The organism is Oceanobacillus halophilus, from assembly GCF_003628505.1.
Classification (GTDB): domain Bacteria; phylum Bacillota; class Bacilli; order Bacillales; family Amphibacillaceae; genus Oceanobacillus; species Oceanobacillus halophilus.
Genome location: NZ_RBZP01000001.1, coordinates 47417 through 72376, shown reverse-complemented (window position 1 = coordinate 72376; position 24960 = coordinate 47417). Strand labels below are relative to the sequence as shown.

General features: G+C 35.9%; 22 protein-coding genes, 1 pseudogene and 1 riboswitch. Of the genes and pseudogenes, 7 read left to right on the top strand and 16 right to left on the bottom strand.

Annotated elements, in window-relative coordinates; all coding sequences use genetic code 11:
• Positions 1 to 141: 141 nt before the first annotated feature.
• The 4 genes from D8M06_RS00405 to D8M06_RS00390 all read right to left on the bottom strand — a co-directional run bounded on the left by D8M06_RS00405 (position 142) and on the right by D8M06_RS00390 (position 8440).
• Positions 142 to 1350 carry an NAD(P)/FAD-dependent oxidoreductase gene (locus D8M06_RS00405; RefSeq protein ID WP_121202383.1) on the bottom strand — a complete coding sequence of 403 codons (1209 nt, stop codon included), beginning with the start codon at positions 1348 to 1350 and terminating at the stop codon, positions 142 to 144.
• A 238-nt stretch (positions 1351 to 1588) separates the two neighbouring features.
• Positions 1589 to 3085, bottom strand: coding sequence for a vWA domain-containing protein (locus tag D8M06_RS00400; RefSeq protein ID WP_158591716.1), 1497 nt, complete (start codon positions 3083 to 3085; stop codon positions 1589 to 1591).
• A gap of 273 nt (positions 3086 to 3358) precedes the next feature.
• Positions 3359 to 5515, bottom strand: a complete 2157-nt coding sequence (locus D8M06_RS00395) for a type IA DNA topoisomerase (protein WP_121202381.1) — start codon at positions 5513 to 5515, stop codon at positions 3359 to 3361.
• Positions 5516 to 6382: 867 nt separating this feature from the next.
• Positions 6383 to 8440, bottom strand: coding sequence for a catalase (locus D8M06_RS00390; protein ID WP_121202380.1), 2058 nt, complete (start codon positions 8438 to 8440; stop codon positions 6383 to 6385).
• A 246-nt stretch (positions 8441 to 8686) separates the two neighbouring features.
• Positions 8687 to 8797: riboswitch (SAM riboswitch) on the top strand.
• Positions 8798 to 8868: 71 nt separating this feature from the next.
• Here D8M06_RS00390 and D8M06_RS00385 point away from each other — a divergent pair.
• Positions 8869 to 9981, top strand: coding sequence for a methionine biosynthesis PLP-dependent protein (locus D8M06_RS00385; RefSeq protein ID WP_121202379.1), 1113 nt, complete (start codon positions 8869 to 8871; stop codon positions 9979 to 9981).
• Positions 9982 to 10170: 189 nt separating this feature from the next.
• Here the strand turns inward: D8M06_RS00385 and D8M06_RS00380 are convergent, their stop codons facing one another.
• From D8M06_RS00380 to D8M06_RS00335, 10 genes and pseudogenes are all read right to left on the bottom strand, one after another.
• Complete coding sequence (locus tag D8M06_RS00380; RefSeq protein WP_121202378.1) at positions 10171 to 10407, bottom strand: glutaredoxin family protein; 237 nt, start codon at positions 10405 to 10407, stop codon at positions 10171 to 10173.
• Positions 10408 to 10614: 207 nt separating this feature from the next.
• Positions 10615 to 11214 (bottom strand): redoxin domain-containing protein, encoded by a 600-nt coding sequence (locus tag D8M06_RS00375; RefSeq protein WP_121202377.1) that lies wholly within the window; start codon positions 11212 to 11214, stop codon positions 10615 to 10617.
• Positions 11215 to 11358: 144 nt separating this feature from the next.
• Positions 11359 to 11742, bottom strand: coding sequence for a DUF302 domain-containing protein (locus tag D8M06_RS00370; protein ID WP_121202376.1), 384 nt, complete (start codon positions 11740 to 11742; stop codon positions 11359 to 11361).
• An 88-nt stretch (positions 11743 to 11830) separates the two neighbouring features.
• Positions 11831 to 12190 (bottom strand): rhodanese-like domain-containing protein, encoded by a 360-nt coding sequence (locus D8M06_RS00365; protein ID WP_121202375.1) that lies wholly within the window; start codon positions 12188 to 12190, stop codon positions 11831 to 11833.
• A 61-nt stretch (positions 12191 to 12251) separates the two neighbouring features.
• Positions 12252 to 12548, bottom strand: a complete 297-nt coding sequence (locus tag D8M06_RS00360) for a rhodanese-like domain-containing protein (protein ID WP_121202374.1) — start codon at positions 12546 to 12548, stop codon at positions 12252 to 12254.
• Between the two features lie 151 nt (positions 12549 to 12699).
• Positions 12700 to 12960 (bottom strand): metal-sensitive transcriptional regulator, encoded by a 261-nt coding sequence (locus D8M06_RS00355; protein WP_121202373.1) that lies wholly within the window; start codon positions 12958 to 12960, stop codon positions 12700 to 12702.
• Positions 12947 to 13204, bottom strand: coding sequence for a sulfurtransferase (locus D8M06_RS00350; RefSeq protein WP_338322935.1), 258 nt, complete (start codon positions 13202 to 13204; stop codon positions 12947 to 12949). Before D8M06_RS00350 ends, D8M06_RS00355 begins: the two co-directional genes overlap by 14 nt.
• A 299-nt stretch (positions 13205 to 13503) precedes the next feature.
• Positions 13504 to 14865 carry a D-alanyl-D-alanine carboxypeptidase/D-alanyl-D-alanine endopeptidase gene (gene dacB, locus D8M06_RS00345; protein ID WP_241558779.1) on the bottom strand — a complete coding sequence of 454 codons (1362 nt, stop codon included), beginning with the start codon at positions 14863 to 14865 and terminating at the stop codon, positions 13504 to 13506.
• 376 nt (positions 14866 to 15241) lie between these two features.
• Positions 15242 to 16404 (bottom strand): annotated as a pseudogene (locus D8M06_RS00340) (IS256 family transposase).
• Between the two features lie 505 nt (positions 16405 to 16909).
• A complete protein-coding gene (locus tag D8M06_RS00335; protein ID WP_121202372.1) occupies positions 16910 to 17269 on the bottom strand; it encodes a YuzC family spore coat inner layer protein in 360 nt (119 codons plus the stop codon).
• A gap of 154 nt (positions 17270 to 17423) precedes the next feature.
• Here D8M06_RS00335 and D8M06_RS00330 point away from each other — a divergent pair, with 154 nt between their 5' ends.
• Together D8M06_RS00330 and D8M06_RS00325 are read left to right on the top strand one after the other, a co-directional pair.
• A complete protein-coding gene (locus tag D8M06_RS00330; RefSeq protein ID WP_121202371.1) occupies positions 17424 to 18203 on the top strand; it encodes a 2-keto-4-pentenoate hydratase in 780 nt (259 codons plus the stop codon).
• A 103-nt stretch (positions 18204 to 18306) separates the two neighbouring features.
• Entirely contained in the window at positions 18307 to 18405 is a 99-nt protein-coding gene (locus D8M06_RS00325; RefSeq protein ID WP_121202370.1) for a YjcZ family sporulation protein, read from the top strand.
• Between the two features lie 97 nt (positions 18406 to 18502).
• Here the strand turns inward: D8M06_RS00325 and D8M06_RS00320 are convergent, their stop codons facing one another.
• Positions 18503 to 18946: a CBS domain-containing protein gene (locus D8M06_RS00320; protein ID WP_206613282.1), complete on the bottom strand. Its 444-nt coding sequence runs from the start codon at positions 18944 to 18946 to the stop codon at positions 18503 to 18505.
• A gap of 149 nt (positions 18947 to 19095) precedes the next feature.
• Here D8M06_RS00320 and D8M06_RS00315 point away from each other — a divergent pair, with 149 nt between their 5' ends.
• Positions 19096 to 20346 (top strand): DNA polymerase IV, encoded by a 1251-nt coding sequence (locus tag D8M06_RS00315; protein ID WP_121202368.1) that lies wholly within the window; start codon positions 19096 to 19098, stop codon positions 20344 to 20346.
• A 317-nt stretch (positions 20347 to 20663) separates the two neighbouring features.
• Here the strand turns inward: D8M06_RS00315 and D8M06_RS00310 are convergent, their stop codons facing one another.
• A complete protein-coding gene (locus tag D8M06_RS00310; RefSeq protein WP_121202367.1) occupies positions 20664 to 21473 on the bottom strand; it encodes a formate/nitrite transporter family protein in 810 nt (269 codons plus the stop codon).
• A 420-nt stretch (positions 21474 to 21893) separates the two neighbouring features.
• Here D8M06_RS00310 and D8M06_RS00305 point away from each other — a divergent pair, with 420 nt between their 5' ends.
• The 3 genes from D8M06_RS00305 (at position 21894) to D8M06_RS00295 (ending at position 24159) form a co-directional block, all read left to right on the top strand.
• The gene (locus D8M06_RS00305) at positions 21894 to 22319 is read left to right on the top strand and encodes a DUF1801 domain-containing protein (protein WP_121202366.1); all 426 of its coding nucleotides are present in this window, start codon (positions 21894 to 21896) and stop codon (positions 22317 to 22319) included.
• 86 nt (positions 22320 to 22405) lie between these two features.
• Positions 22406 to 22648: a YuzB family protein gene (locus D8M06_RS00300; protein WP_121202365.1), complete on the top strand. Its 243-nt coding sequence runs from the start codon at positions 22406 to 22408 to the stop codon at positions 22646 to 22648.
• Positions 22649 to 22785: 137 nt separating this feature from the next.
• Positions 22786 to 24159, top strand: coding sequence for an FAD-binding oxidoreductase (locus D8M06_RS00295; RefSeq protein WP_121202364.1), 1374 nt, complete (start codon positions 22786 to 22788; stop codon positions 24157 to 24159).
• Positions 24160 to 24960 lie beyond the last annotated feature (801 nt).

Here is a 24960-nt window from a genome sequence, read left to right as displayed (position 1 = left end):
TCTATATAATCACTAGCAATTCTATACCCGACTAATGCTGCTAGTACAAGTAACAAACCGTATAAGAAATTTTTCATTCAAAATTACCTCCTCAATTTGCAACAAATTTATAGAGCGATTACGGCCACTTCCGCTTTAATGTTAGAAAGGACGGAATTTACCTTTTTTAAGTACTGTTTTTGGTCCGCCAACTAAGAATAATGTACGATCATCTACTACTTTCTTCATAGCTGCTGCTGATTTACCTTTGATCTTCGTACCTTGAAAAATATTTCCAATACCATCTGTCACACCTAGTGATGCAACTGTTCCTTTATCACTAAAAATAAAGTCTTTTAATGGTTCATTATTAATTAACGCTTTAATATTTTCAGCTGCTACTACACCCTCTTGAGTTGCTAATTGTCCAGTTGGAGGATATGGTCTTCCTGACTCTTTATCCATTACCCATGAACAATCTCCAAGTGCAAAGATATTTTCTTCTCCTTGAACGCGTAGGTCAGCATCTACATTAACTTTACCTTTTACAATTTCAAAGCCAGATTTTCCGAGTACAGGGTTACCCGTTACACCGCCTGTCCATACTACAGTGCCACCCTTGATGAGTTCTTTATCTTCGCCAACAATAAAGCCTTCTTTAGTACATTCTGAAATTGCAGCGCCCATGCGGAATTCAACACCACGAGATTCTAGAGATTGGATGGCATAAGATACTAAATCCTTATCAAACATTGGCAAGATAGATGGTGCTGCTTCCACATTAATAATACGCACTTTATTACGTGGAATGTCATATTTTTTACACAGTCTTGGAACTTCTTCGACTAGCTCCCCAACAAATTCAATACCAGTGAATCCACCTCCACCAACTATGATGTTCAATTCATCATCATCAGTGATTTCTCCAGCACTATATTTAGCAAATTGGTATTCGATATGCTCTGCAATTAAGCGGCTAGATTCGATATCTTGAATAAAGAAGGCATTTTCTTCCATTCCTTTTATACCGAATGTGTTCGTTACGAAACCAAGTGCAATAACAAGGTAATCATAAGTAACTTCGCTATTCTCTAATACAACACGTTGATCGTCTTTATTTACTTCTAAAACAGTATCATAAATTAAACGCACACGATTAGGGTTAACTACGTCACTAATCATGAAACGTGCTTGGTTAGGAGTAAGTGTACCTGCAGCTACTTCGTGTAACCAAGTACTCTCATAATGGTAATTGTGTTTATTAATAAGTACAATTTCCGCTTCTTCTTGTGATAATTTCTTTGTTAACTGTCTAGCTGTAACTAAACCAGCATACCCTGCACCGAGTATTACTACTTTTGGTTTACTCATGAAACCTCCACCTTTCCTTCTATAGGTATGTACTTACAAATTTAAATGTACAAGCGTTCACACATTTATATAGACTAAATAGACTAAATAATCCACGCTTGAACTAATATAAGTAAAGTATAATTATTTTACAATAATATCATAACAAATTTTTCACAGATAGGCTAATAAACATCTCTTCTTCTAAAAAAATCTTTCATAGAAAAACTGTCCAAAAATAGAATCTTGGACAGTTTTTTTAGAACAAATCATCTTGTTGTTCTTTTATTTGCCTCATTTCTTCTTTCCATTCATCAACCATATCTCTAATTTCTTCCGCTTCCTGATCAATTACTTCTAATTTCTCCGAACGCAATTCACTCATTAAATCTAATTTCATTCGATATTCATCAATAATAATATCAGATAACTCATCCATAACTTCTGGATCCGTTAACTGTTCCACACGAATAATTTGTACTGCTTGGTCATATCTTGATTTTTCTATCTTTATAATTTCTCTTATCTTATTTAGATCAACATCAAACCGATCATATTCATCCAATATTTCCCATGGGCCTGGGGCTTTCGTATGTGCCCATGCTAAATCAATATATGATGGTAACCACTCTTTTTCAATAGTTGTATCTAATTCCTCCGCGTTATCCGCAGAATAATAAGAGCCGTTTCCTGCTTGTGAAATCTGTTTTAGTTCATTCTCTATCTCTTCATCAACGTCAAAACCGATAACATTAATTTGTTGTTCTTCCATATTACTAGAAAAATTCTCTGCTTCTATTACAGGGTCACCATCGCATGTTTCTACCCCATCACTGACAATATATACAGTGACTGGCCCAGAATAATCTATAGCCATCTCGTTCGCTTTCTTTATAGCACCTGCTAATGGAGTATAGCCCTTACTTTCAAATGTTGTTAATGATTGTTCAAATGCTGCTTTATTGTAACTATTCATAGGATATACAACCTCTATACCGTTACACGATAAATCTTTATCTATTTCAGACTCTGACCCTTTGTGTCCATAAACAATTAAAGAAATATCATTATCCGCACCGATTGATTCTCCAAATTCCTTTACCGCTCTTTTAGCAATATCCATTTTCACCTGCCCATCAACTGATAGTAACATGCTGGAACTTGCATCAAGTAAGATAATAGCTTTTTCATTATCTGATTTTGATATTTCACCTTTAGAGGCTCCAGATTCAGGTAAGTCAGGTTTTTCAAATTCTGGCTTAAAACTTTCTGCCTTTTCAATAGTTTCTTTATAATTAGGTGATCCTAATAAATAAACGATTCCCTTATACAGTTCTTTTGGATCTTGTATATGTTCAGTAAGATTTTCCAGTTCTTCTTTGATTTCTATAATTTGCGCAGAGCCCAGAGGTTTGTTATTAGTATCCTCGACCTCATCTTCTATAGAAATCCCATCAACTAGTAGTCCACCCTTCTGTGACTTTAGCTCTTCACGTGAATCTATTAGGGAGATAGTTTCTAAATCACTTAAATATTTTATATCTGGTCCAATCTTTTTTTCTGCACCTGATTCATCATCTTCATTTAGCAAGCTTTCTTCTTCCCCATTATAGTCATTCGTTTGATCTTTACCAGTTACTTCAACTGGATTTTCATCATTCTCTGAATCAATCTTCATTGTCGTATTCTCAGTCGTACAAGCGGATAACATTAAAACCAAAATGAAAAGAATAATTGCTGTTTCTTTTTTGAACACATTCTCCCTCCAATCTATTATCTTAAGATTGAACATAAAATTCTTTCTAGTCAATATTACAAAACTACTAAAGATGTTGCAACATTAGATAAAAAGTACTAATGAATATTCTTTTCTAAACATTTACTAATATTTTATCCAACACACTTAAGGTAAACAGATATTAATCTTATTATAAGAAATAGAAACATCCATTATGACAACGAAAAATTATCTCCTAAATAAACCCTCTTGAACAGTAAATTTTACATGAACATTGATTTTGTGAAGTACTTATTTCTTAAAATCCATGTTCCAACTATAGTATTCATTGTCTGTATTTTTTGTATAACTTAAGTAAGCATTATACTTCTTCCCATTTTTGCTGGTCAATCCTTTTACATATACCTTATTATTTTTTAAAAGTTCCTTAACCATGGTTTTTGTTGGTTTCTTCTTCATTGTTTTTAAATATTTGTCATTTTTCCATATTACAAACTTGCAACCTTTCCTCCAATTACTGCATCCGAATCCCTTTCTTCCTTCAATAACCTTATTCCCACATTCAGGACATTTTCCAAGCACCTCATTGGTTGCTTTTTGAGCTGAAACTTCATGAATGATTACATCTTCTGCATTTTTTATTGTATCTACAGATTGATTGGTAAAACGAAAGATAACATTTAAAAATTCTTTTTTGCTTGCTTTACCTTTTTGGATATCAGATAATATTTTTTCTAATTTACCAGTGAATTCTAAATCAAATAAGTGCTGAACTGGAAATACCTCCACCAGTTTATTTCCTAAGTCCGTACAAGCCAAATTTTTCCCGGAACTTGTAATATAACCTACATCCTTTAATTTTTTAATTGTTTCTGCTCTAGTCGCTGGCGTACCAATACTAAAGCCTGTTAGAATTGCTCCTAGCTCTTCCTCACTATCCTCTTCTTTATAGCCTTTTCCACAAGTTTCCATTATCCGAAGCAGCGTTCTCTCCGTATGAGGCTTTGGTGGTTTTGTAACATGACTTGTAACCTCCAAATGCGTCGTTTGTACATTCTCATTCAATTCGACAGAAGGTAATATCATATCCTTTGATTGAATGTTTTCTACCTTTTTCCATCCCTCTATGAGTTGGACTCTTCCTTTTGAATGAAAGACTCCATTAATTTGTTCATCATGAATCTTTGTGGTTAATTTTGTTTCTTCATATTCTGCTACCGGCATAAATTGCATGATAAAGCGATTTTTAATTGCATGATAGACGATGGCTTCATCTCTTGATAACCTTTTTGGTTTTAAATACGTAGGTATAATTGCACTATGGCTTTCTACTTTTGTATTATTAAATACTCGTTTTGATTTCATAAATTTAATCTCATCTTTATAAGGAAGATCTGCAGAGTGTGCTTTTAATACTTGGGCCGTTTTTTCCACTAAACTCTCTTCTAGAGCTATACTGGAAGTACGTGGATACGTAATTAACTTCTTCTCATAAAGGGACTGTGCAACTTTTAAAACTTTATCTGAAGTCCATCCTTGATATTTATTTGTTATATATCCCTGTAAGTTTGAGAGATTAAACAGGAAAGGTGGAAATTCCTTTTTTTTCTTAACTTGCTTACCTATGATAGTACCTGGTTTTTTCAAAATTATATCCTGTAACCGGTCTAAATCAGCTTTTTGTTTAAACTTCTCTTCATTCTCCACAGTGTAAAATCCTTCATAGGACTCATTTTCGTTTGTCTTAAAAGTAGCTTTGAGTTTAAAATAATCTTCAGGTACAAAGTTTTCTATTTCTTTATCACGGTCATAAATGATTTTTAGTGTAGGTAGTAAAACTCGTCCAATATTCAAAGCCTTTCCTCTACCTTTTTGATACTTCATTGTGGCTACAGAAGTTAAGTTAATCCCAATGACCCAGTCTGCCCACTGTCTGCTAATACCCGCATCTCTCAAAGGTTTCATCGTCTGGTTTGGCTGTATTTTTTCCAGACCTTGCATTACCTCTGCGGGTGTCCATTCATTGAGCAATAATCGGTAGACTGGCTTTGACTGATGGCCACCACGATAGATAATACTATCTCCTATCAACTGCCCTTCTCGGTCATAATCACAGGCAGATATAATCGCTTCAACATCTGAACGTTTGATTAACTGATGAATAACTTTTAGTTGTTTTGCCGCACCACCGTCTGTTTGTTTTCTATTTCTAGGGTTACTCTTAATCTTGTATTTAAACTCATTTGGTATAAATGGAAAATAATCCATCTTCCATCGTGCCATTTTACTGTCATAATCTTTGGCATCATAAAGTTCAACTAGATGCCCAAATGCCCATGTAATCACATAATTATTGCCCTCAAAATAACCATCTTTCTTTGTCTTAATTTTCAAAGCATCAGCGATGTTTTTGGCAACGGAAGGTTTTTCAGCAAGTATTAATTTCAATATTATCACCTATTCTATTGTTTGATTTTGGGAATGAATCGGAAGGTAAGTACGCAGAAATCAATGAGAGTTTTTAATCAAGTTATTTATCATTCTATCATAAACTTGAAGAATTATAGCAGAAAATGATAGTTCTAATAGACACAAAAACTTTTTTTGTTAGTCCCTTAATCACCTGCATAGTTGATAGAAACTCCTGACTTATTTAATCAAGAATAGTGCTTAACCCCGCTACGGAAATACACTGCGCTTTCCGTGGGCGGCTGCTGAGCCTCCTCGAGCTGACGCTCTGCGGGGTCTCACCTAGGCCTTTCCTCCCACAGGAGTCTCCGTGTATTTCCTTCGCTAGTTTGGTTCTTTTGGCTCCCTTGCACGTTATTATCTATGTAAATATAGCCTACCACTATTAAGCTGGTTGATTGGAGCGGAGGGCATTCGACTCCTGCGGGAAAAGCACGTGTCTGAAGACCCCGCAGGACAAGGAAAGCTTCGTCAGCGAAACATCGCACGCAGAAAAAGTGCTCTTCTTTTTCAAGGAAGTGGTTTTCTTCCGAGGAGACTGAGGCCCTGCCCGCGGAAAGCGACTGCCCGAAGTGAAATCAACAAAGCACTTCATTAGGCATTTATCTTTAATTAAGTTAATCAACAGTCTATATAAATTACGACCTAAGCTTAAAATAACGCATTTTAACAACGCAAAAGACTATCCAAATGATGATCATTTAGATAGTCTCTTATCAATCTGCTTCGTATAGGGGATTTATGGAATGTGAAGTTTGTGGGGCAAATATGATTATATTAGTAGATACCTTTTTAGCTAAAGAGGATTACGCAAGTTTGGATGTAAATATAGATACGATTTCTATATTATTTTCTGTCCCAAAAACGCTGTTTAGCAATTGCTGAAACAAAATCTTCACCAAAATTTGGATTATTTGCAGCAAATACAACACCTGCTAGGTTATTTTTGTTCGACGTTTGAATATAAGATTGACCAGTTGTTGCAACACCAATTGGTTTATAGTGTTTATACTGCTCATGAATAAAGTTCATAATATCAGCATTAAATTTATCTTGATTTTTGGCGCTTCCGCCAACTACATAAATAGAATCATATAAAACCGGATACTTCGTTAGAAATGTCTCATTTACTTCCATTTTACTGCCATCGTTCCCTGTAACAGTACCTAATTTATTACTGATAATGTCCATAAAAACGCCATTTTTCTTTAATACATGCAATACGTTTCTTACTTCTCGCCCGTCAAAACCATTTCCAATTAATACACCTACTTTTTGTGTATAGGCATAAAAAGGTGTGTTTAATTGACTAATCGCAGGAGAACTTTTGGTAACAGGTACATGGGTGCCTTTTGGACGATCTACACCTAATTCATCAGCCATAATCGTTGCCATCTCTTTATCAACATTTACCCACATATCGACATTTTGCTGCCTAACTGATTTACTTTTTACATATTGTAGATGAAAAATAATGGTTTCTAATAGGTCCTTTTTTTCTACCGATGACAAGCTGTTCCAAAAAAGTCTTGCTTGTGAAAAGAAATCCTCAAATGATTCACTCGGGACATCTCTTGTGATGTTCCCCTCTACCTTCTCCGGAAAACTTACATATCCTCCTTCTTCTGGAGAAGCCTCTGATGGTGTATTTCCAGCTAATGAATTCTTATGATAGTGTACATTATCTACATCAATCCGATGCCTTAGATAACTTCTTCTTAAATTATAGTTTTGTTCAACAATAGGCTTGTTAACTGGGAGGTTCTCAAAATTGCCTGAATGATGTCGATGTAATTCCGTATCTCTATAAGGAAAGGCCCTACTCTGCAGAACAGGGTCGTTGGTGAAGTCTATTCCCGGTACAAGATTAGCTGGATCAAATGCTGACTGTTCTTCCTCTGCGAAAAAATTATCAACAAGACGATTCAACGTCATTTTTCCTATAGTTTGGACAGGGATTTCTTCTTCTGGCCAAAGTTTTGTATCATCTAATACGTCAAAGTCAAACTTGTATTCATCCTCCTCAGCAATTAACTGTACTCCCAATTCATATTCAGGATAAGCTCCTTTTTCAATCGCTTCGATAATATCCCGACGATGAAAATCTGGATCTACCCCACCAATAATATTTGCTTCATCAAGTAAAAGGGAATGAACACCTAGCTTAGGAATCCATTTAAATCGAACAAAAGTTCCTTTTCCATGTTCATTAACAAACCAAAATGTATTAATTGGCCACCCATCCATCATACGCCAGCTTCTAGGACGTCCTCGCATAGACATAAGCCACATCACCATATGTGCAGATTCCTGATTATTCGCTACGTAATCCCAAAATTCATCATGTGCAGTTGTAGCTTGAGGAACATGTACTTTCGGGTTCGGTTTAGCTGCATGGGTGACATCCATAAATTTCATACCATCTGCTAGTATGAAAACAGGAAACTGTAGTGCTAACATATCGTAATTTCCTTCTTCTGTATAGAATTTAGTTGCAAAACCACGTATATCTACAGCTGTATCCTTTGATCCTTTATTTCCAACAAAATTAGAAAATCGAACAAAAACTGGTGTTTTACGACCGGCCTTTCCCAAAAAATGCGCACTAGTAAGATTTTTCAATGATTTATAGGCTTCAAATTCTCCATATACTCCGAATCCCCTTGCATGAACGACTTTTTCTGGTATTCTTTCTCTATCAAAGTGTGATTGCTTTTTATAAAAATGAAAATCTTGCCATAGACCCGGACCACGCTTACCAGCCCTTAAAGTCGTTCTATCATTTGAAACCCTCACCCCAGTATCATCCGTCATTTTTTTTCCTGGACCTGTGTTTTTTTTCCGATATTTTTCTAATTGCTCATCCTTCTTATCCTTTTGTCTTTTATCTTTATCCTTATCCATTCATCACCCATCCCTTGTTAAAAATTTCAACACCTTTAGATAAATATGCATCTTCCATTATTTTAGAACAGTTTTATTTTTCATATCTGTTATACGCAAACGAAGTACGCACTAATGTTAGATATGTTGACAGAGTAAATACATTCAAATATACATTTCATTCAATGGGAAAGTTGCTTTCTCGCTTGCATCCACTAATTGTTTCGTGTAAAGTAATAATTCATAATGAATATATTATTAAACTTATTCTTATCAAGAGAGACGGAGGGACTGGCCCAAGGATGTCTCAGCAACCGGCCATATATTGGTAATGGTGCTAATTCCAGCAGGTATTGTAAGATACTTGGAAGATAGGAAGAGTGCCTGTTTACAGGGACCTCTTCTTAAGGGGGTCCCTTTTATTTTATAATCTTTGGGGGTATGCGATCATGTCAAATAAAGGGTTAGAAACAAAATTAGTGCAATTAGGCAATAAAAGTGACAAAGGTACAGGCGCCGTTAGCACACCAATTTATTTATCTACAGCCTATCAGCATGAAGGATTAGGACAATCAACAGGGTATGATTATACTCGAACAAAAAATCCAACTCGTTCTATTTTAGAAGAAGGTATATCGAATCTAGAGGAAGGTGATGGAGGATTTGCTTGCAGTTCAGGAATGGCTGCCATTCAGTTAGTATTATCTTTATTTAAATCAGGTGATCATTTACTTGCAGCTGAGGATATATACGGTGGTACCTATCGCTTGCTTGACCAATATGCAAAAAATTACAATATCTTAACCTCTTATACTACTTTCCAAAATATAGAGGAAACCGAGAATCTAATTACATCAAGGACAAAAGCTCTATTTATCGAAACACCAACGAATCCTCTGATGCAGGAAATCGACATCCAGCTATACGCTGAATTAGCCCATAAATATAATCTCTTATTAATTGTAGACAATACTTTTTTGACTCCATATCTGCAACAACCGCTTAATCTTGGGGCAGATATTGTAATACATAGTGCAACCAAATACATCGGTGGGCATAATGATGTATTAGCGGGACTTGTTGTAGCTAAAGGTGAAGAATTATGTAAACAGTTGACAATTAATCATAATGCATCCGGTGCAATTCTTTCTCCATTTGACTGTTGGTTGTTAATTAGAGGATTAAAAACCTTAGCCATAAGAATGAATAAGCATGAAGAGAATGCTAGACTAGTAGTTAAATATTTAGAAAATCATCCAAAAGTTACAGAAGTGCTGTATCCAAATAAAGGTGGTATGCTTTCCTTTTGTTTAAAAGAGAGCGGTTGGGTGGACACATTTCTGAGTAACCTTCAATTAATTGTTTTTGCAGAAAGTCTTGGTGGTGTCGAAAGTTTCATTACATACCCTTCCACCCAAACTCATGCAGAAATACCGAAGGAAGAAAGAGAACGCAGAGGAATAAATGATAAGCTATTACGTTTTTCGGTTGGGATTGAAAATGGTGAAGACTTGAAAATGGATTTAGAACAGGCTCTCGCAAAATCAGATTCACTTAAATAAAAGTAACTAGAACAATGAAAGCTACCCACTCTTAAAACGAGTAAAATCCGAACTTTTATTTATACTAAAGTTCGGATTTCACTTTGACTAAGCTACTTATGATTCTCTGTGACCAACATCCTGTTAGCCCAAACTCAGCACTCCCACGGAAGGTTACAGACTCTTTACAGCTTTATTATATGCTCTTTTCTAGTTATTTAATGCCATTAATATTCTGTTTGGATCAAAACCAACGACCCATTTCCCATTAACTTCTGTTTGCGGTACGCCCATTTGTCCAGTTGTTTCCACTAATTTTCTCATTGCCTCTGGCTTCGTCTCTACATTCACTTCGTTAAAAGGGATATTTTTTTCTGATAGGAAATTTTTTAACATCACACAGTAAGGACATTGAGAAGTAGTGTAAACCGTGATATTAGTATTCATTTTAACAGCCTCCTAATTAATTTTATGTTTTATTAAGATCATATACCGGTAGGGGTATATTTAAAAATAAAAAAATATGCAAACTATATACCTATATAGGTATGATAAATCAATCGAATCCAATTGTCAATTATTAACCACGGTGAAACATACAGTCTGATTGTAAGTGTATGTTTCACCCTGACTTATTCTTGAGTTTTAAAAGAATTAATTCATCTTCTCATACTCTTGAACCATCATGCTGTATGTCATTGGCCCAAATGTTTTAAATTGAATAATACCATCTGTATCAATCATATAGGATGTTGGAATTGGTTGTATTGCATATAGTCCTGCCACTAAAATCGATTTATCTAATAGTATCGGAAAGGTTAAATTATAGTCGTCCACAAATCTTTGTATCTGTTGTATATTTGTTTCTGTCTCTGTTAAATTAACTGCTAAAATAGTTACATTTGTTTCTTGATAGAACTTTTCCATATCCGGCATTTCCGCTTTACAAGGGGGACACCATGTTGCCCAAAAGTTAATCATTACCCGTTCACCACGAAAATCAGATAATGTAACAACTTCCCCATCCAATGTCTCTAATTCAAAATCTGGTGCTAAGTTTCCAATGTCAAGACCCACTATCGGATTCTCATCACTAGAGGTCCCGTCATTTATTTTCTCCTTACTAGTAGAGTTTACATCTTCTGTGTTATTGGTATTTTGAGTATCGATATTCTTTTTTGAGTCGGTAAAGTCAAAAACCGCCCATGTTAGCATTCCTAGTAAAACCACTATTATAATTATACCTTTTTTCATCAAATTACCTCCAGCTTAATATAAGTCGTCTATTACCAAACGACCATGCTTGTACAAACTAGGTATAACAATAAAATGTGAAAATTTGATGAAAAAGAATGAAAGGTAAAGAATATTGTTTGTCCCCCATTAGAGAACTGCGAATTATATACTCTTATCTATACAAGAAATCAATCTTCTTTCTATATCACTTGCGAATTCACTTAAATTGGCATCATCAAGATTTTGAATCATTGAAGTTGGCTTAGGAAGACCAATTTTTGTTATCCCATTATCATCATAGACTACAATTTTACATGGAAGGAAATAGCCTACAAGTTGGTTCTCTTTTAATACTTGTTGTGCTTCTTTTGGATTACAAACTTCTAGCACTTTATAGTCCTGATCAAATTCAAAGCCTTTCTTCAGTAAAGTGTCTTTAATATCAAACTGCCAGAGAATACCGAACTTTTCTTCTTTCAAGTTCTCTTCAAGAGATTGAATTGCTTCTCCTATAGACTTTTTCGTTTCTACAGTATAATGAAACATAACAATATCCCCTTTATATTTAGTTTAATACTCTTTTTTAATCATTCGTTTTCCTATCATTAACTAATGCTTGAACAAAAATATTAACCTATACCCAGGCGCTCATTCCACCTTTAACGTTGGACACATTTGTAAACCCTGATTTTTTTAAAAGTTTTGCTGCCTTTGCACTTCTCATTCCACTTTGGCAAATTACCACTACTTCTTTGTTTTCATTTAATTCACTTATTCGCTTTGGCAGTTGATTCAATGGAATATTCTTAAATGGTTTGCGATGGTTCGCTTTATATTCTCCTGGTGTTCTTACGTCTATAAACTGTACATCCTTATCTTTAAATTTGTTTTTCGCCTGCTCGGTTGTGATATTGGTAATTCCTTTAACAGGCATAAATCGTTGAATAAGAAAAACAGCTATAATGATGATAAAAATCCACTGTATAATATCCATTACTTCCTCACCCTTCTTATTTTGCTTAGATTAGTATTGTGTATAATTCCATCTGATTTTTCTACTCTACTTCACCATTCCAGTTCATCATTCCACCAGTTACATTCGATACATTATAGCCTTCTTTGCTTAAAAAGGCACATGCATTACTGCTTCTCGCACCAGACCTGCAAACCATGTAGTAATGTTTGTTTTTATCGATTTCATCCAAACGCTCAGGAATTTGCCCTAATGGTATATGTTTTACACCAGGTATCTTTCCAGCTGCTACTTCTATATCTTCTCGAACATCTATAATATGAAGTTGTTCCCCATTACTTAATTTTTGCTCTAACTCTTTTGCTGTTATCTGTTTCATCTTATCTTCCTCCAAACCTTCCGTTTTATACATATAGGTGTATAGGTATTTTGCTTTTCGTGAAAATGAGGGTAATCAATAAATTACCCTCGCAGGTATATGATAATTTATATAGAAAAGTAAGTCAACTCCCTATTTATGCTCCTATCAATTATCTGCTTTTCACCAATAAATCAACCGCTTCTTTCACCAGGTTCTCTGTTTTCTCTCCACTCTCAATATTCGTACGAACACATTGTTCCAGATTCATACTAACAATTAATCCCATCGTACGATCAATCGCACTTCTTGCTGCCGACAATTGTGTCACAATGTCTTTACATTCTTTATTCTGATCCATCATGCTCAGTACACCTTTTATTTGACCATCAACCCGTTTTAAGCGATTCTTCACGTTTTTATCGTACTCCAAATTCGAAACCTCCTTTCTTACAAGGACAATTTGCAATCTCATAACTAATAACCTTGAAACCTTTTTTTAACAAAAAACGTAAACCAAGATTGAGTTCTAATTTATCTGAAGCTATTACATGTATATTATCATCGGAAATTTCATGATTAAAACGTCTTAAATAAGCATAAGGTATGTTCAATATATCTTCAGAACGATTATTGGTTGTATTGTAATCTCTTATATCTAAAATTGTCGCATTCAAGTCCTTACAACCATCTTTTAGGCAAGGAACATTTCTTACAGGTACATAACGCTTATAAGAAGAAATAATTAATGCTACGAGTATTATTGTGAAAAAATAGATAATAGTGCTCACCACCTATCTTAGAATTGCTTCTTCATCATATACCCGTATAGGTATAAAGTCAAGTCAAATACTTATAACTGCATTAATAGCTTTTTTCTTAATATTTAAAATATACCCTCGTAGTACATACTTACATTTTTATCATAATTTTACTAACCACAATTAAAAGGCACCCAATGCAGTGTGCCTTTTAATTAACTTTCCCTTATAATGAATTCGATTATATCATCTTCTATTTTCTTCCCTTCATCTTCGTCCAATAGATGATTAATCATAATGGAGAAAATTAGTTGATTTCCTTTTCTATTAGTTAAAAATCCAGATAAAGTACTTACACCTTCTATGGTTCCTGTTTTCGCACAGACGTCCAATTCATATAAACGCTCACTTAAAGTACCGCCAACCATTCTATCCTCTTTTCCAGCCACTGGCAAAGAATTTAAATAGACCTCAAACCAGTCTTCAGTCTGAACTTCATATAATAATTTAGTAATTTCATTAGGTGGAATGGCATTGCTATGTGAAATTCCGGAGCCATCTTTTAATACCAATGTATCCACATTTATGCCATAGTTAATCAATTCCTTTTTTATAACTTCTAACCCTTTTTCCCAACTTCCCTCATTTTTCACTAATTTTCCCATTTCCTTTACCAACATCTCCGCATGGCCGTTATTACTTAATTTCATAAATGGGACAAGTATTTCAGATAGTGGTAAAGACTCTGTTGTCAGTAGAATATTACTGTTTTGTGGAGCCTTCCCCATTTCCACTAATCCCTCACAAGTGATCCCAACTTTCTCTAACGACTGTTGAAAAGTTTGCATCACATATTGCGACACATCCCAAACAGCCATAAATTCATTCAGACTTTCAGAATTTGTAGAGATTTTTCCACTAATTATTATTTGATTTGTTGCATGTTTACGTTCCACAATTAATTCATCTTCTACATCTTCATTGACAGTTATCGCATTATTTTCTATTGTAATATAGTTAGTTTCTGGATATACCGATACAATAGGTTTATCCCCTGATATTTTAGATGGTGTCACTTCAATAATAACTGATCCAGTATCATAATCTTGATTAGGTGAGATAGTTAATGCAGACACTTGTGCCCCATAATAATATTGTTCATCATACCAAACTAAATCAGGAGAAAGCCGCTCATCATCAAACCAAGTATCATCTCCAATAATGCTTCCTGTAATTGTTTTAATTCCTATATCCTTCAGTTTAACTGCCAAATCATCAAGATCTAACGGCAACAAAGTTGGATTTCCCTTCCCAATTAGATAAAGATTACCTGATAGTGTACCAGACTCTACTCTTCCATCTGTTCTTATTTCAGTTGAAAACTTATAATCCTTCCCCAAAACTGATAATGCCACAGCACCTGTTAACAATTTCATATTAGATGCTGGGTGCATACGTATCTCTGCTTGATGTTCAAATAACAAATTTCCTGTTTGTGGGGAGCGTAGACTTACACCCGTTAAAGCTCCATTTAATTTAGGATGTTCTTCTATGTACTTTTTTAATTTTTCCTTCATAGTAATCCTCCTTTTCATAAATTCTCATAATTACAATATGTACTTATAATTCTACAAAACTACGATAATATCCTTTATTACAACAATTCCACCTTAGAATATACGTAGACTACTAAAAAAAGAAACCCGTCCCTCCAGAAAGCAGAATATAATTTTCTCAAAGGAAAACCCGAACATGATTGGTGGATTGGTGCATAAATACCGCTCCGGAAATATACTTCGCTTTCCGCGGGGAGCTGGTGAGCCTCCTTCGTGCTGCCGCACTACGCAGTCTCACCTATGCTCTTCTTCCCGCAGGAGTCTACGTATATTTCCTCCGCTATGTAGCACATTGTTCATTTTCTGAGTTAAACACTTTTTCGCTCCGCCGGAAGGTTTAGTCATTTTTGATATTAACCCTTTTTTTCTTTTGCTCCTCCGCATATTCCATCAAGACAGCACCTATTAATCGAAACGCGGACTGTGTATTAGGAAAGTTTCGGATAACTCGTTCTCTTCGTCTAACCTCTTGGTTTAATCGTTCCAGAGAGTTGGTACTGTGAATAAAACGATGGTATTTCGGCTCTTCATTCATATGTTGAATGGCGTCATCAAAGTCTTCCTCTAGCTTTCCAATAACTTTTTCTAACTTAGGGTTCTCTACATATTGATCAATGAATTCCTCTTTAAACTTTCTTGCATCTTTCACTTCAACTGCGTCAAAAATTCTTTTTATACCAACTTTAACTTTCTCCACGCCTTTTTTTGGCAGCTTGTCAAAAAGATTTCTTTTGAAATGAACTGTACAACGCTGCCAAGAGGTGCCTATAAACTCCTGTGATATAGCCTTTTTCAACCCTTCATGGGCATCAGAAATTACTAGTTTCTGAGATTGTACACCTCGCAATTTTAAGTGTTTAATAAAACTTCTCCAGGATTTGTAACTCTCATGATGATCTACCTTTAAACCAAGTATTTCTCGTTGGTTCTCCTCATTTAGTGCGGTCGCAATATACACACCTTTGGAAACGACCTTATGATGTTCTCGTACCTTGATATACATCGCATCCATAAAAATATATGGATAGTAGGTAGTATTTAAAGGCCGATTAGCCCACTCTTTTACTACAGGGTCTAGCTTCGCAGTTAAAGAGGGTACAAACGATTTAGAAACGGTCTCACCACACAATTCCTCCACAATATTCTTTACTTTACGGGTGGATACTCCATTCACCACCATTTCAAGCATGGAAAGCACAAATACTTAATCACAACGCGCATATTTTTTAGAAGGGGCAAATTCCCCACTCCGTGTTCGAGGTACACGTAAACGAATCTTACCAATACTCATCATGAAATCACGCTCATAATAGCCATTTCGATAGTCTTTACGGGCATCTGAACGCTCATAAGATGGAACTTGTAAATGTTCATCTCGTTCTTTTTCCATGTACTCATTTAAAACTAGAACAGCAGTTGATTTAAGTACCGCATCCATGTTCGAATTCATAATTGAGTCTTTAAAAGATCAAAATCTAGATTAAACTGTAATTGGGTCATATTAATTCCTCCTACTTTGTTTATCGTGGTTGAAAACATTGTATCATAGGGGGGTTAATAGACCCTTTTTTTATATCCTTTTTACACAATTATATGGACTTAATCCGTTTGGGGTTGTTGTTCCTCCTGAAAACCAATTTTTCTAGTTAAAATCAAGTAGAGCAGGAACTTAGCGGAGGAAATACACGGAGACTCCTTGAAAAAAGAAGACCACTTTTTTCTGCGTGCGATGTTTCGCTGCCGAAGCGTTCCTTGTCCTGCGGGAAGAAAAGCCTAGGTGAGACTACGGAGAGCGATAGCTCGGAGTAGGCTCAGCAGCGCCCGCGGAAAGCGTAGTGTATTTCCGTAGCGGACATATAGCAGTATTCTTAATTAAAGTAATCAATAGTCTATATAAAATACATAAAAAGCAACAAATATTTTCGGAGGGACGAGTAACCGCTGTCCGAGCTATTAGAAAGGTTCCTTTTTAAAAGAAAGTTTCTTTTGTTTCATTCTTATCTAGTTATCTCCATCTTATCGATACTTCCAAACGACAGCAATCTGAATCGTCCACTTTGGAGTTAAATACCATTCGGATATTATCTGGATTAAAACTTATATCTACATTAGAAGATATGCCTGTAGATTGTATTAACCGCTTCACTTCTTCCTTATTAGATTCCTGCGCCGCACTCATCACAGCTTCATCAAATTCCGTGGAATCTGCTAATCTGTCCAACACAATACTTGCATCATTCATTAGCATTCTCATCTCATTTGCAGATTGATGAAACAGATCTGGATTTACTGGAGGATATTGACGAACAGGTATATAGTTCGGGTAATAATTCGGATAATACATAGGGTAGTAATAGTAGTACATATTAAATATCTCCTTTCATCAAATTACACTATTATCCTATGCATGAATACCCATTTTGGGTAAGTAATTTTCTGTATTTCATATTAGTGCAATTTTACAGAATCATATGATTATATTATGATGTTTTTATGACAATGGAAGGAGTGCCATCATATTGACTACTACAGTAGAAAAAATTGCAACGGAGCTTTTTAATGCTTTTCAATTAAAAACACCTATTGAATTTATACAAAGTCACTATTCTCTTGACGAAAAAACAGCTTATGCTGTACAAGATGCATTAATCGAGAAAATACGCAAGAATCGAAATGAGGAGATTGTTGGATATAAAATTAGTATGACTAGCGCAGAAACACAGGCTATTGCAAACACACATGAACCAGCATATGGAACATTGCTACAATCTAATGTGCTAAAGAGTGATGAAACCGTATCTCTATCTAGCTTATTCACACCGTTAGTTGAACCAGAATTAATGTTCATTCTAACAGACGATCTTTCCCCAGAGGACACGGAGAACGAAATATTACGTAAGAGTAAATTAGCTGCAGGAATTGAAATTCCTGATTCGAGATACATAAATTGGTTTCCAAACTTTTCCTTGGCCGATTTGCTTTGTGATAATACGGCTACAGGGTTAGTAATCGTTTCAGAATCAATTCTTCCTCCTTCTCTGGAAGAGCTTGCCAATGTCAACATGGAACTTTTCCATAATGGAGAAAAGATAAGTGAAGGAAATTCATCTGCCGTACTAAGTAACCCTGTGTCTGCTGTTGCTTGGTTAGTTAAGAAACTTGCTAGTCACAATAAACAGCTGAAAAAAGGTATGGTAATTTCTTCAGGTACATTTATTTCGCCATTATCTGTAGATGCTGGTATTTATGAAGTAATTTATTCCAATATAGGTAAAGTTAAAGTATCTTTTACCAAATAGAATTAGATTTGCTTTCTCAAATTAGTTTTTTTTAGTTTTCAGCCCTTCCTCCCCCTCTTCCTTCCACATATACTATTTACAAATGATAAAGGGGGGTGTAAAAATGGGTTACAGCGGCGGAGGTACTAATAACTTTGCGTTAATTGTTGTTCTTTTCATCCTATTGATTATTGTAGGGAGTGCATATGTTGGAGGTTACTAATCCTCTATAACCTGCTTCATAAACTTACCTTCCTCCTCTTTAAATTTCGGCAAAAATAAAAGGAGATGCAAATATAAAATGCATCTCCTCTTATTTTTTATTGTTGGGGCGATGACGGTGTAGATATACTTGAAAGTGCTTGTTCAGCCTCATTTGCATATTGATTTTGTACTGCTAAATCTCCTAATGCGACCATTCCTACTAGCTGTCCATTCTCTACTACAGGTAAACGGCGAATTTGCTGTTGTGCCATCAACTGTGCTGCCTGATGCACATCCATATTAGGATTACCTTCAACCATGCGTTGTGCTGTCATTACTTGGGAAACCGGTGTTCCAGCATTTTGACCTTGTGCTGTTGTGCGAAGTGTGATATCACGATCTGTCACAATCCCTGTCATCTGTCCACTGCTGTTTACTACAGGTACAGCGCCAATATTATATTGGCTCATAATCGCCGCTGCCTCCTGTACAGATTGTGATTCATTTACTGTCATTACATTGGACGTCATAATATCTCTTAAGTATTGTGCCACATTCATTACCTCCTTTTACTGATCATGTATAGGTTGCTTGAGTTTTGATAATGTTATACTTAGATATTTTTGGGAATAATTTTCCATTGATATTTTTTTGCTAACTCTCTATAATATAAGAACAAACGTTCTCTTTAGAGTTAGGTGGTGATTTTTTGGATTATTCTTCTTATCCTCGAAATGATGTACTTTGTATTGACATGCGTTCTTTCTACGCAAGTGTAGAAGCTGTTAAATTAGGACTCGATCCCATGACTGCCTTGCTTGCTGTTGTCGGGGATCCAAATCGGTCAGGAAGCATTGTGCTAGCAGCTTCTCCTGCTCTGAAGAAAAAGCATGGTATTAGTAATGTCAGCCGTTATTTTGAATTACCAGAGGATCCAGACATTCATATCGTCCCAGCTCACATGGCGGATTATCTGCAAGTATCCGTTGAAATTACTAAATTAATTAATCAATATGTACCAAAAGAGGCCATTCATCAATACTCTGTGGATGAAGTTTGGGTTACAGTTAATGGACTAAAAAGGCTTTTTGGTAACCGTTGGGAAGTGGCAAGTAAAATAAAACAAGATATTCTTGATAACTTTGGTATTACTTCTTCCATTGGAATAGGAGATAATAAATTTCTGGCCAAAGTCGTCATGGACTTACATGGAAAAAAATTAGGAATTGCAGAATGCAAATATGAAGATGTGGAAGAAAAACTGTGGCCATTTCCTGTAGAAGACATATGGGGAATTGGCGGAAGAATGAAGCGCAATCTTAATCGAATGGGGATCGTCACCCTCGGGCAACTTGCTAATTATGATATAGAACAACTAAAAAAACGATTTGGCATCATGGGAGAGCAACTGTATTGGCATGCTTGGGGAGTTGATTTAAGCCCTGTATATGGTAATTTTACAAAAACAGAACAAAAAGGATTTGGTCATGGTGTTGCCTTATTGCGTGACTATACAAAAGAAGAAGTTGCTACTTGTATCCTTGACCTTTCCGAAGAAGTATGTCGAAGAGCTAGAACCGCTGACAAAACCGGCAAAACCATCCACCTTAGTATTGCCTACTCCAAAGAAACTGGTGGTAGCTTTTCACGTTCCAAATCGATTGAACTTCCAACTAATGTAACGATGGATGTCTACCGTGTTTGCATGCAGTTATTTCATCAGTTTTATGATGGCTATAGTAACATCAGGCATGTTTCTGTCAGCCTGGATAACCTATTTGATAAAGGAGAAACACAATTAGATTTATTTGAAGATCGGACTAAAAAGACTGACATCGGTTATGTAATGGATGCCATTCGTGACAAATTTGGTTCCACAGCCATCCTTCGCGCTTCCAGTTACACCAACGCAGGCGTAACCATCGACCGAAGCAAGAAAATCGGTGGACATTATGCATAGAGGCTGGGACATAAATAAAGAGTTAATTCAAGGGAAGAACAACGCACAAAATAAGCGTAGGAAATATACGTAGACTCCTGCGGGAAGAAGAGCATAGGTGAGACTACGTAGTGAGGGAACTACTTGAATAACCTCACTTGTCCCTTGCGCCGAGAAAGCCCGCTTCGAAGCATTACTGGAAGACGCAGGCGCACACGCTCTTCAGCACGAAGGAGGCTCGCCAGCTCCCCGCGGAAAGCGGAGTATATTTCTGGATCGGGTGTATGCTCAAATAAGGTTCGTATTTTTCACAATTAAACATCTTTTGTCCCAGCCTCTTAACTAATTTTTTTCGTCATCATAACTGAATCTTCTTTATTAACCTCCTCTTTCATATAAGCTAAATAATAGAAAAGACTAACAAAAATAGCGCCACCAACAGCATTTCCTAAAAATACGGGAATAATATTTAAAATAAAGTCTCCCCAGGTTAAATAACCGGCAAAAATAGCTGCTGGAATCACAAACATGTTTGCAACTACGTGCTGAAATCCAATCAGAACAAATGTCATAATAGGAAACCAAATGGCTAAGATTTTGCCGAGATAATCTTTCGCCCCATAGCATAACCATACTGCCATCGCAACTAGCCAGTTACAGCCAATACCAGAAACAAAAGCAACCCAAAAGGAAGCATCTACTTTTGCTTCAGCAGTATGAACTGTTTTTTCTAAAAAGGCTCCTTCCGTAAGTCCAACAAAATGACCAAAAAAATAGGCAACAAACATGGCTCCTATCATATTAAAAAAGGCAATAAGCAACCAGTTCTTGAGTAGCGCTGAAAACCGTACTTTCTTTGCGAAATATGCTATGCTAACAGCCATCATATTCCCAGTTAAGAGTTCCCCTCCTCCAATAAGAATACAAATCAGACCAATAGGAAAAACCGCTGCTCCCAAAAAGGTTCCAAAGCTCCCCCATTCTGGAGGGACCGTACCAGAAATACGGATGTATGCAAGATATCCCAAAGCAATAAAAGCACCACCTAGGAAACCCAATATGGCTACAGATACCTTTGAAAGCTGGACCTTCTCCATCCCTTTTTTAATAGCAACCTCTGCAATTTCTTTTGGATAATAATCGCTCATAGCTTCTTCCTACTTTCAAAATAAAATGGATAATAAATTAAGTACACTTTCCTTCTAAATCTTATCAGAAAAAATCGTTCCTTAGATTACAATGTTCAATAATTCACAAAAAGTTTATAATATATTACCCTTCTTTTATAAAAAGGCGCTTTTCGTATATTTGGTTAAACGTCTTGGTAGAAACTCCTGATTTATCTAATTTAAGAATAGTGCTTTATATCCGCTACGAAAATAATCTGCGAAGACGCTAAATCCGTGCCCGAGAAAAACGTAGTATTCTACCGGAAAAAGGCAGCTTTAAAAAAGCGATTCTATTATTAAAAATCAACGAAATCTTTAATTGTAATAATTTATTTGTTAGAATCTATTTATATAACTAGCATAATTGTTCGTAACAAACATTTGTAAGGAGGGTAACAAATGTATGAATTAAAAACAAAAGAGAATGATAATAGTGTATTAGAGTTTATCGAACAAGTAGATAACCCTAAAAAAAGAGAAGATGCATACAAATTACTGGATATCTTTACAGAAACAACTGGACACCAAGCTAAAATGTGGGGTACAAGTATTATCGGCTTTGGATCGTATCATTATAAATATGCTTCTGGTCATGAAGGAGATGCGCCATTAGTTGGGTTCTCTCCACGAAAGGCAAACTTTAGCTTATATTTTGCAACCGGAGATGAGAACCGGGATAAACTATTAGAAGAATTTGGTAAGCATAAAACTGGGAAAGCTTGTGTTTATATAAATAAAATTGCTGATATAGAAGTTGAAGTTTTAAAGAAATTAATCATTCAGTCTATTGAATTCCTACAAGAAACTTATCCCGCAAATAATTAATAATTTATCATAAGAAATTCAAACGTTTGTCTAATCATTAACAATCATGTAAGCTAGATGGATAATTTATAGAAAGTGTGTTTGTTATGGGCATTGTCATCATAGAAGTGTGTGATTATAATTTACTCTCTTCTGACGAACTCGAGGAGGTATTTAATCGACCTGAAGTTGCCGTCATGAGCTATGAGTGCATGAACTATTGTGGAATGTGTGCAGTTCGTCCATATGCAATGGTTAACGGAAACCGAGTCTTTGGAAAGACGAGAGAAGAATGTATAGAGAAAATAAAAAAGGCTGTTGACAAAGAATTAGAAGATTTCTATGCTTAAACAGACTTAGAAGCAGAAAGGAGATTGTCCCCAAACAACGGGAAAATCTCCTTTTTTTGCTTCCCTTCCTTATCTATTTTCGATATACTCAAATTATTATAGAAATGTAATAATTATTTGATATCGGAGGAGATTACATGGAAACTGTCATAAAGAATGCGGTCACTGATTTAGAAGATATCCTTCAAAACGATCAAATCAGTACGAACCCTACTATTCTCGAACAACACAGTAAAGATGAATCCTATCACAAATCGAGTTTGCCAGATGTTGTTGTTTTCCCAAAATGCAATAAAGAAGTAAGTGAAATTGTTCAAATTGCTGCTAAACACAAGCTACATGTGACACCTTTTGGATTAGGCTCATGCTTAGAGGGACACGTTATTCCATACGAACACGGAATAACTATTGATTTTTCCTTAATGAATAAAGTACTGGAAATAAGAGAAAAGGATTTTATCGTGAAAGTCCAACCAGGGGTAACACGTAAACAATTAAATAACGAGCTAAAAAAATATGGGTTGTTTTTCCCAGTTGACCCTGGTGCAAATGCAACAATTGGTGGCATGACAGCCACAAATGCTAGTGGAACCATGTCAGTAAGATATGGAATTATGCGCGATAATGTACGCAATTTAGAAGTAGTACTCGCTGATGGCAGCATTATACATACCGGAAATTCTGCTGCAAAATCATCTTCTGGACTACATTTGAACGGACTATTTGTTGGGTCTGAAGGAACTCTTGGATGTTTTACAGAGATTACTCTAAAGGTTTACGGAATACCGGAGCATATTACAGCAGCTCGAGCCTCATTTCAAACCATTAATGAAGCAGTAGAAGCAGTTGTCGCTATTAGACAGGCTGGAATTCCAGTTGCACGAATGGAGCTTGTTGATGAGCCATCAATGGTTCAAGTCAATCAGCACATGGATTCCAACTACCAGGAAGTACCAACCTTATTTTTAGAGTTTCATGGAAATGAGGCTGGCTTAAAACAAGATGTAGCCTTTACCGAGGAAATTGTAAAAGACTTCAATTGTATAGAAATCCACTTTGAAACCGATAATGCCAAACGGAATCAATTATGGGATGCTCGTCATAATTTGGCGTATGCATATATTCATGCATATCGAGGAAGGAAATTAATGGTAACTGATGTATGCCTACCCATTTCGGAGTTAGCTGGAGCCATTCATCATGCTAGAGAAGCATTAGATACACTCCACTTACCTGGAGGAATTGTTGGTCATGTTGGAGACGGAAATTACCACGCACTAATTATGGTTAATACAGAGGATTCAGAAGAAATTCAAAAGGCGGAAGCATTTAATAAACAAATAGTAGATTACTCCCTATCTCGTGGGGGAACATGTACCGGAGAACATGGAGTAGGTATTGGCAAAGCAAAATATCAACAGCAAGAGCATGGAGATGCACTAAACGTAATGAAGAGCATCAAAAAAGCACTTGATCCAACTGGACTGTTTAATCCTGGTAAGATATTTTAAAAATAGGCTCTTTTCTAAATATACGTTGCTATTTAACATGACTTTACTTTAACAGTTTATATAGACTATTGATTACTTTAATTAAGAATACTGCTATATGTCCGCTACGGAAATACACTACGCTTTCCGCGGGCGCTGCTGAGCCTACTCCGAGCTATCGCTCTCCGTAGTCTCACCTAAGCTTTTCTTCCCGCAGGACAAGGAACGCTTCGGCAGCGAAACATCGCACGCAGAAAAAAGTGGTCTTCTTTTTTCAAGGAGTCTCCGTGTATTTCCTCCGCTAAGTTCCTGCTCTACTTGATTTTAACTAGAAAAAATTCTGTATTCTAGAAGGACCAACTACCCTAAACGTAAAATTATGAAGTTTAGCTTTAAAAATATCTAGTGCATGTAATATAGCGGAGGCAGAATACAGGGACTCCTGCGGGAAAAGCACGTGTCCGAAGACCCCGCAGGACAAGGAAAGCTTCGTCAGTGAAACATCGCACGCAGAAAAAGTGCTCTTCTTTTTCAAGGAAGTGGGTTTCTTCCGAGGAGGCTGAGGCCGTGCCCGCGGAAATCGAAGTATTCTGCCGGAGCGAATCCTAGCACAAAACTTTCATCAGTGTAAGCGAGAGCAAACTATTCTTAATTAAATAGATCATAAGTTTCTAACAACTGTAAAAGTTCAAAAAACAAACTATACAGGGCCTAAAATTAAGTTAGAAAGTAATTGTGTCACCAAGTATTTTGAATAATTTCTAATTTCGTTATATATTTTTAGTAAAAAAACAGGCGCTTTTTCTAGCACCTGTTTTTTCT

Excerpts from the sequence above, each read along its gene's own strand:
- D8M06_RS00295 (WP_121202364.1), top strand. The coding sequence starts at position 22,786 with ATGGAAACTGTCATAAAGAATGCGGTCACTGATTTAGAAGATATCCTT.
- D8M06_RS00390 (WP_121202380.1), bottom strand. The coding sequence starts at position 8,440 with ATGGATAAGGATAAAGATAAAAGACAAAAGGATAAGAAGGATGAGCAA.
- D8M06_RS00320 (WP_206613282.1), bottom strand. The coding sequence starts at position 18,946 with ATGAATGTGGCACAATACTTAAGAGATATTATGACGTCCAATGTAATG.
- D8M06_RS00385 (WP_121202379.1), top strand. The coding sequence starts at position 8,869 with ATGTCAAATAAAGGGTTAGAAACAAAATTAGTGCAATTAGGCAATAAA.
- D8M06_RS00335 (WP_121202372.1), bottom strand. The coding sequence starts at position 17,269 with ATGTACTACTATTACTACCCTATGTATTATCCGAATTATTACCCGAAC.
- D8M06_RS00325 (WP_121202370.1), top strand. The coding sequence starts at position 18,307 with ATGGGTTACAGCGGCGGAGGTACTAATAACTTTGCGTTAATTGTTGTT.
- D8M06_RS00310 (WP_121202367.1), bottom strand. The coding sequence starts at position 21,473 with ATGAGCGATTATTATCCAAAAGAAATTGCAGAGGTTGCTATTAAAAAA.
- D8M06_RS00365 (WP_121202375.1), bottom strand. The coding sequence starts at position 12,190 with ATGGATATTATACAGTGGATTTTTATCATCATTATAGCTGTTTTTCTT.
- D8M06_RS00305 (WP_121202366.1), top strand. The coding sequence starts at position 21,894 with ATGTATGAATTAAAAACAAAAGAGAATGATAATAGTGTATTAGAGTTT.
- D8M06_RS00300 (WP_121202365.1), top strand. The coding sequence starts at position 22,406 with ATGGGCATTGTCATCATAGAAGTGTGTGATTATAATTTACTCTCTTCT.
- D8M06_RS00370 (WP_121202376.1), bottom strand. The coding sequence starts at position 11,742 with ATGTTTCATTATACTGTAGAAACGAAAAAGTCTATAGGAGAAGCAATT.
- D8M06_RS00360 (WP_121202374.1), bottom strand. The coding sequence starts at position 12,548 with ATGAAACAGATAACAGCAAAAGAGTTAGAGCAAAAATTAAGTAATGGG.
- D8M06_RS00375 (WP_121202377.1), bottom strand. The coding sequence starts at position 11,214 with ATGAAAAAAGGTATAATTATAATAGTGGTTTTACTAGGAATGCTAACA.
- dacB (WP_241558779.1), bottom strand. The coding sequence starts at position 14,865 with ATGAAGGAAAAATTAAAAAAGTACATAGAAGAACATCCTAAATTAAAT.
- D8M06_RS00405 (WP_121202383.1), bottom strand. The coding sequence starts at position 1,350 with ATGAGTAAACCAAAAGTAGTAATACTCGGTGCAGGGTATGCTGGTTTA.
- D8M06_RS00380 (WP_121202378.1), bottom strand. The coding sequence starts at position 10,407 with ATGAATACTAATATCACGGTTTACACTACTTCTCAATGTCCTTACTGT.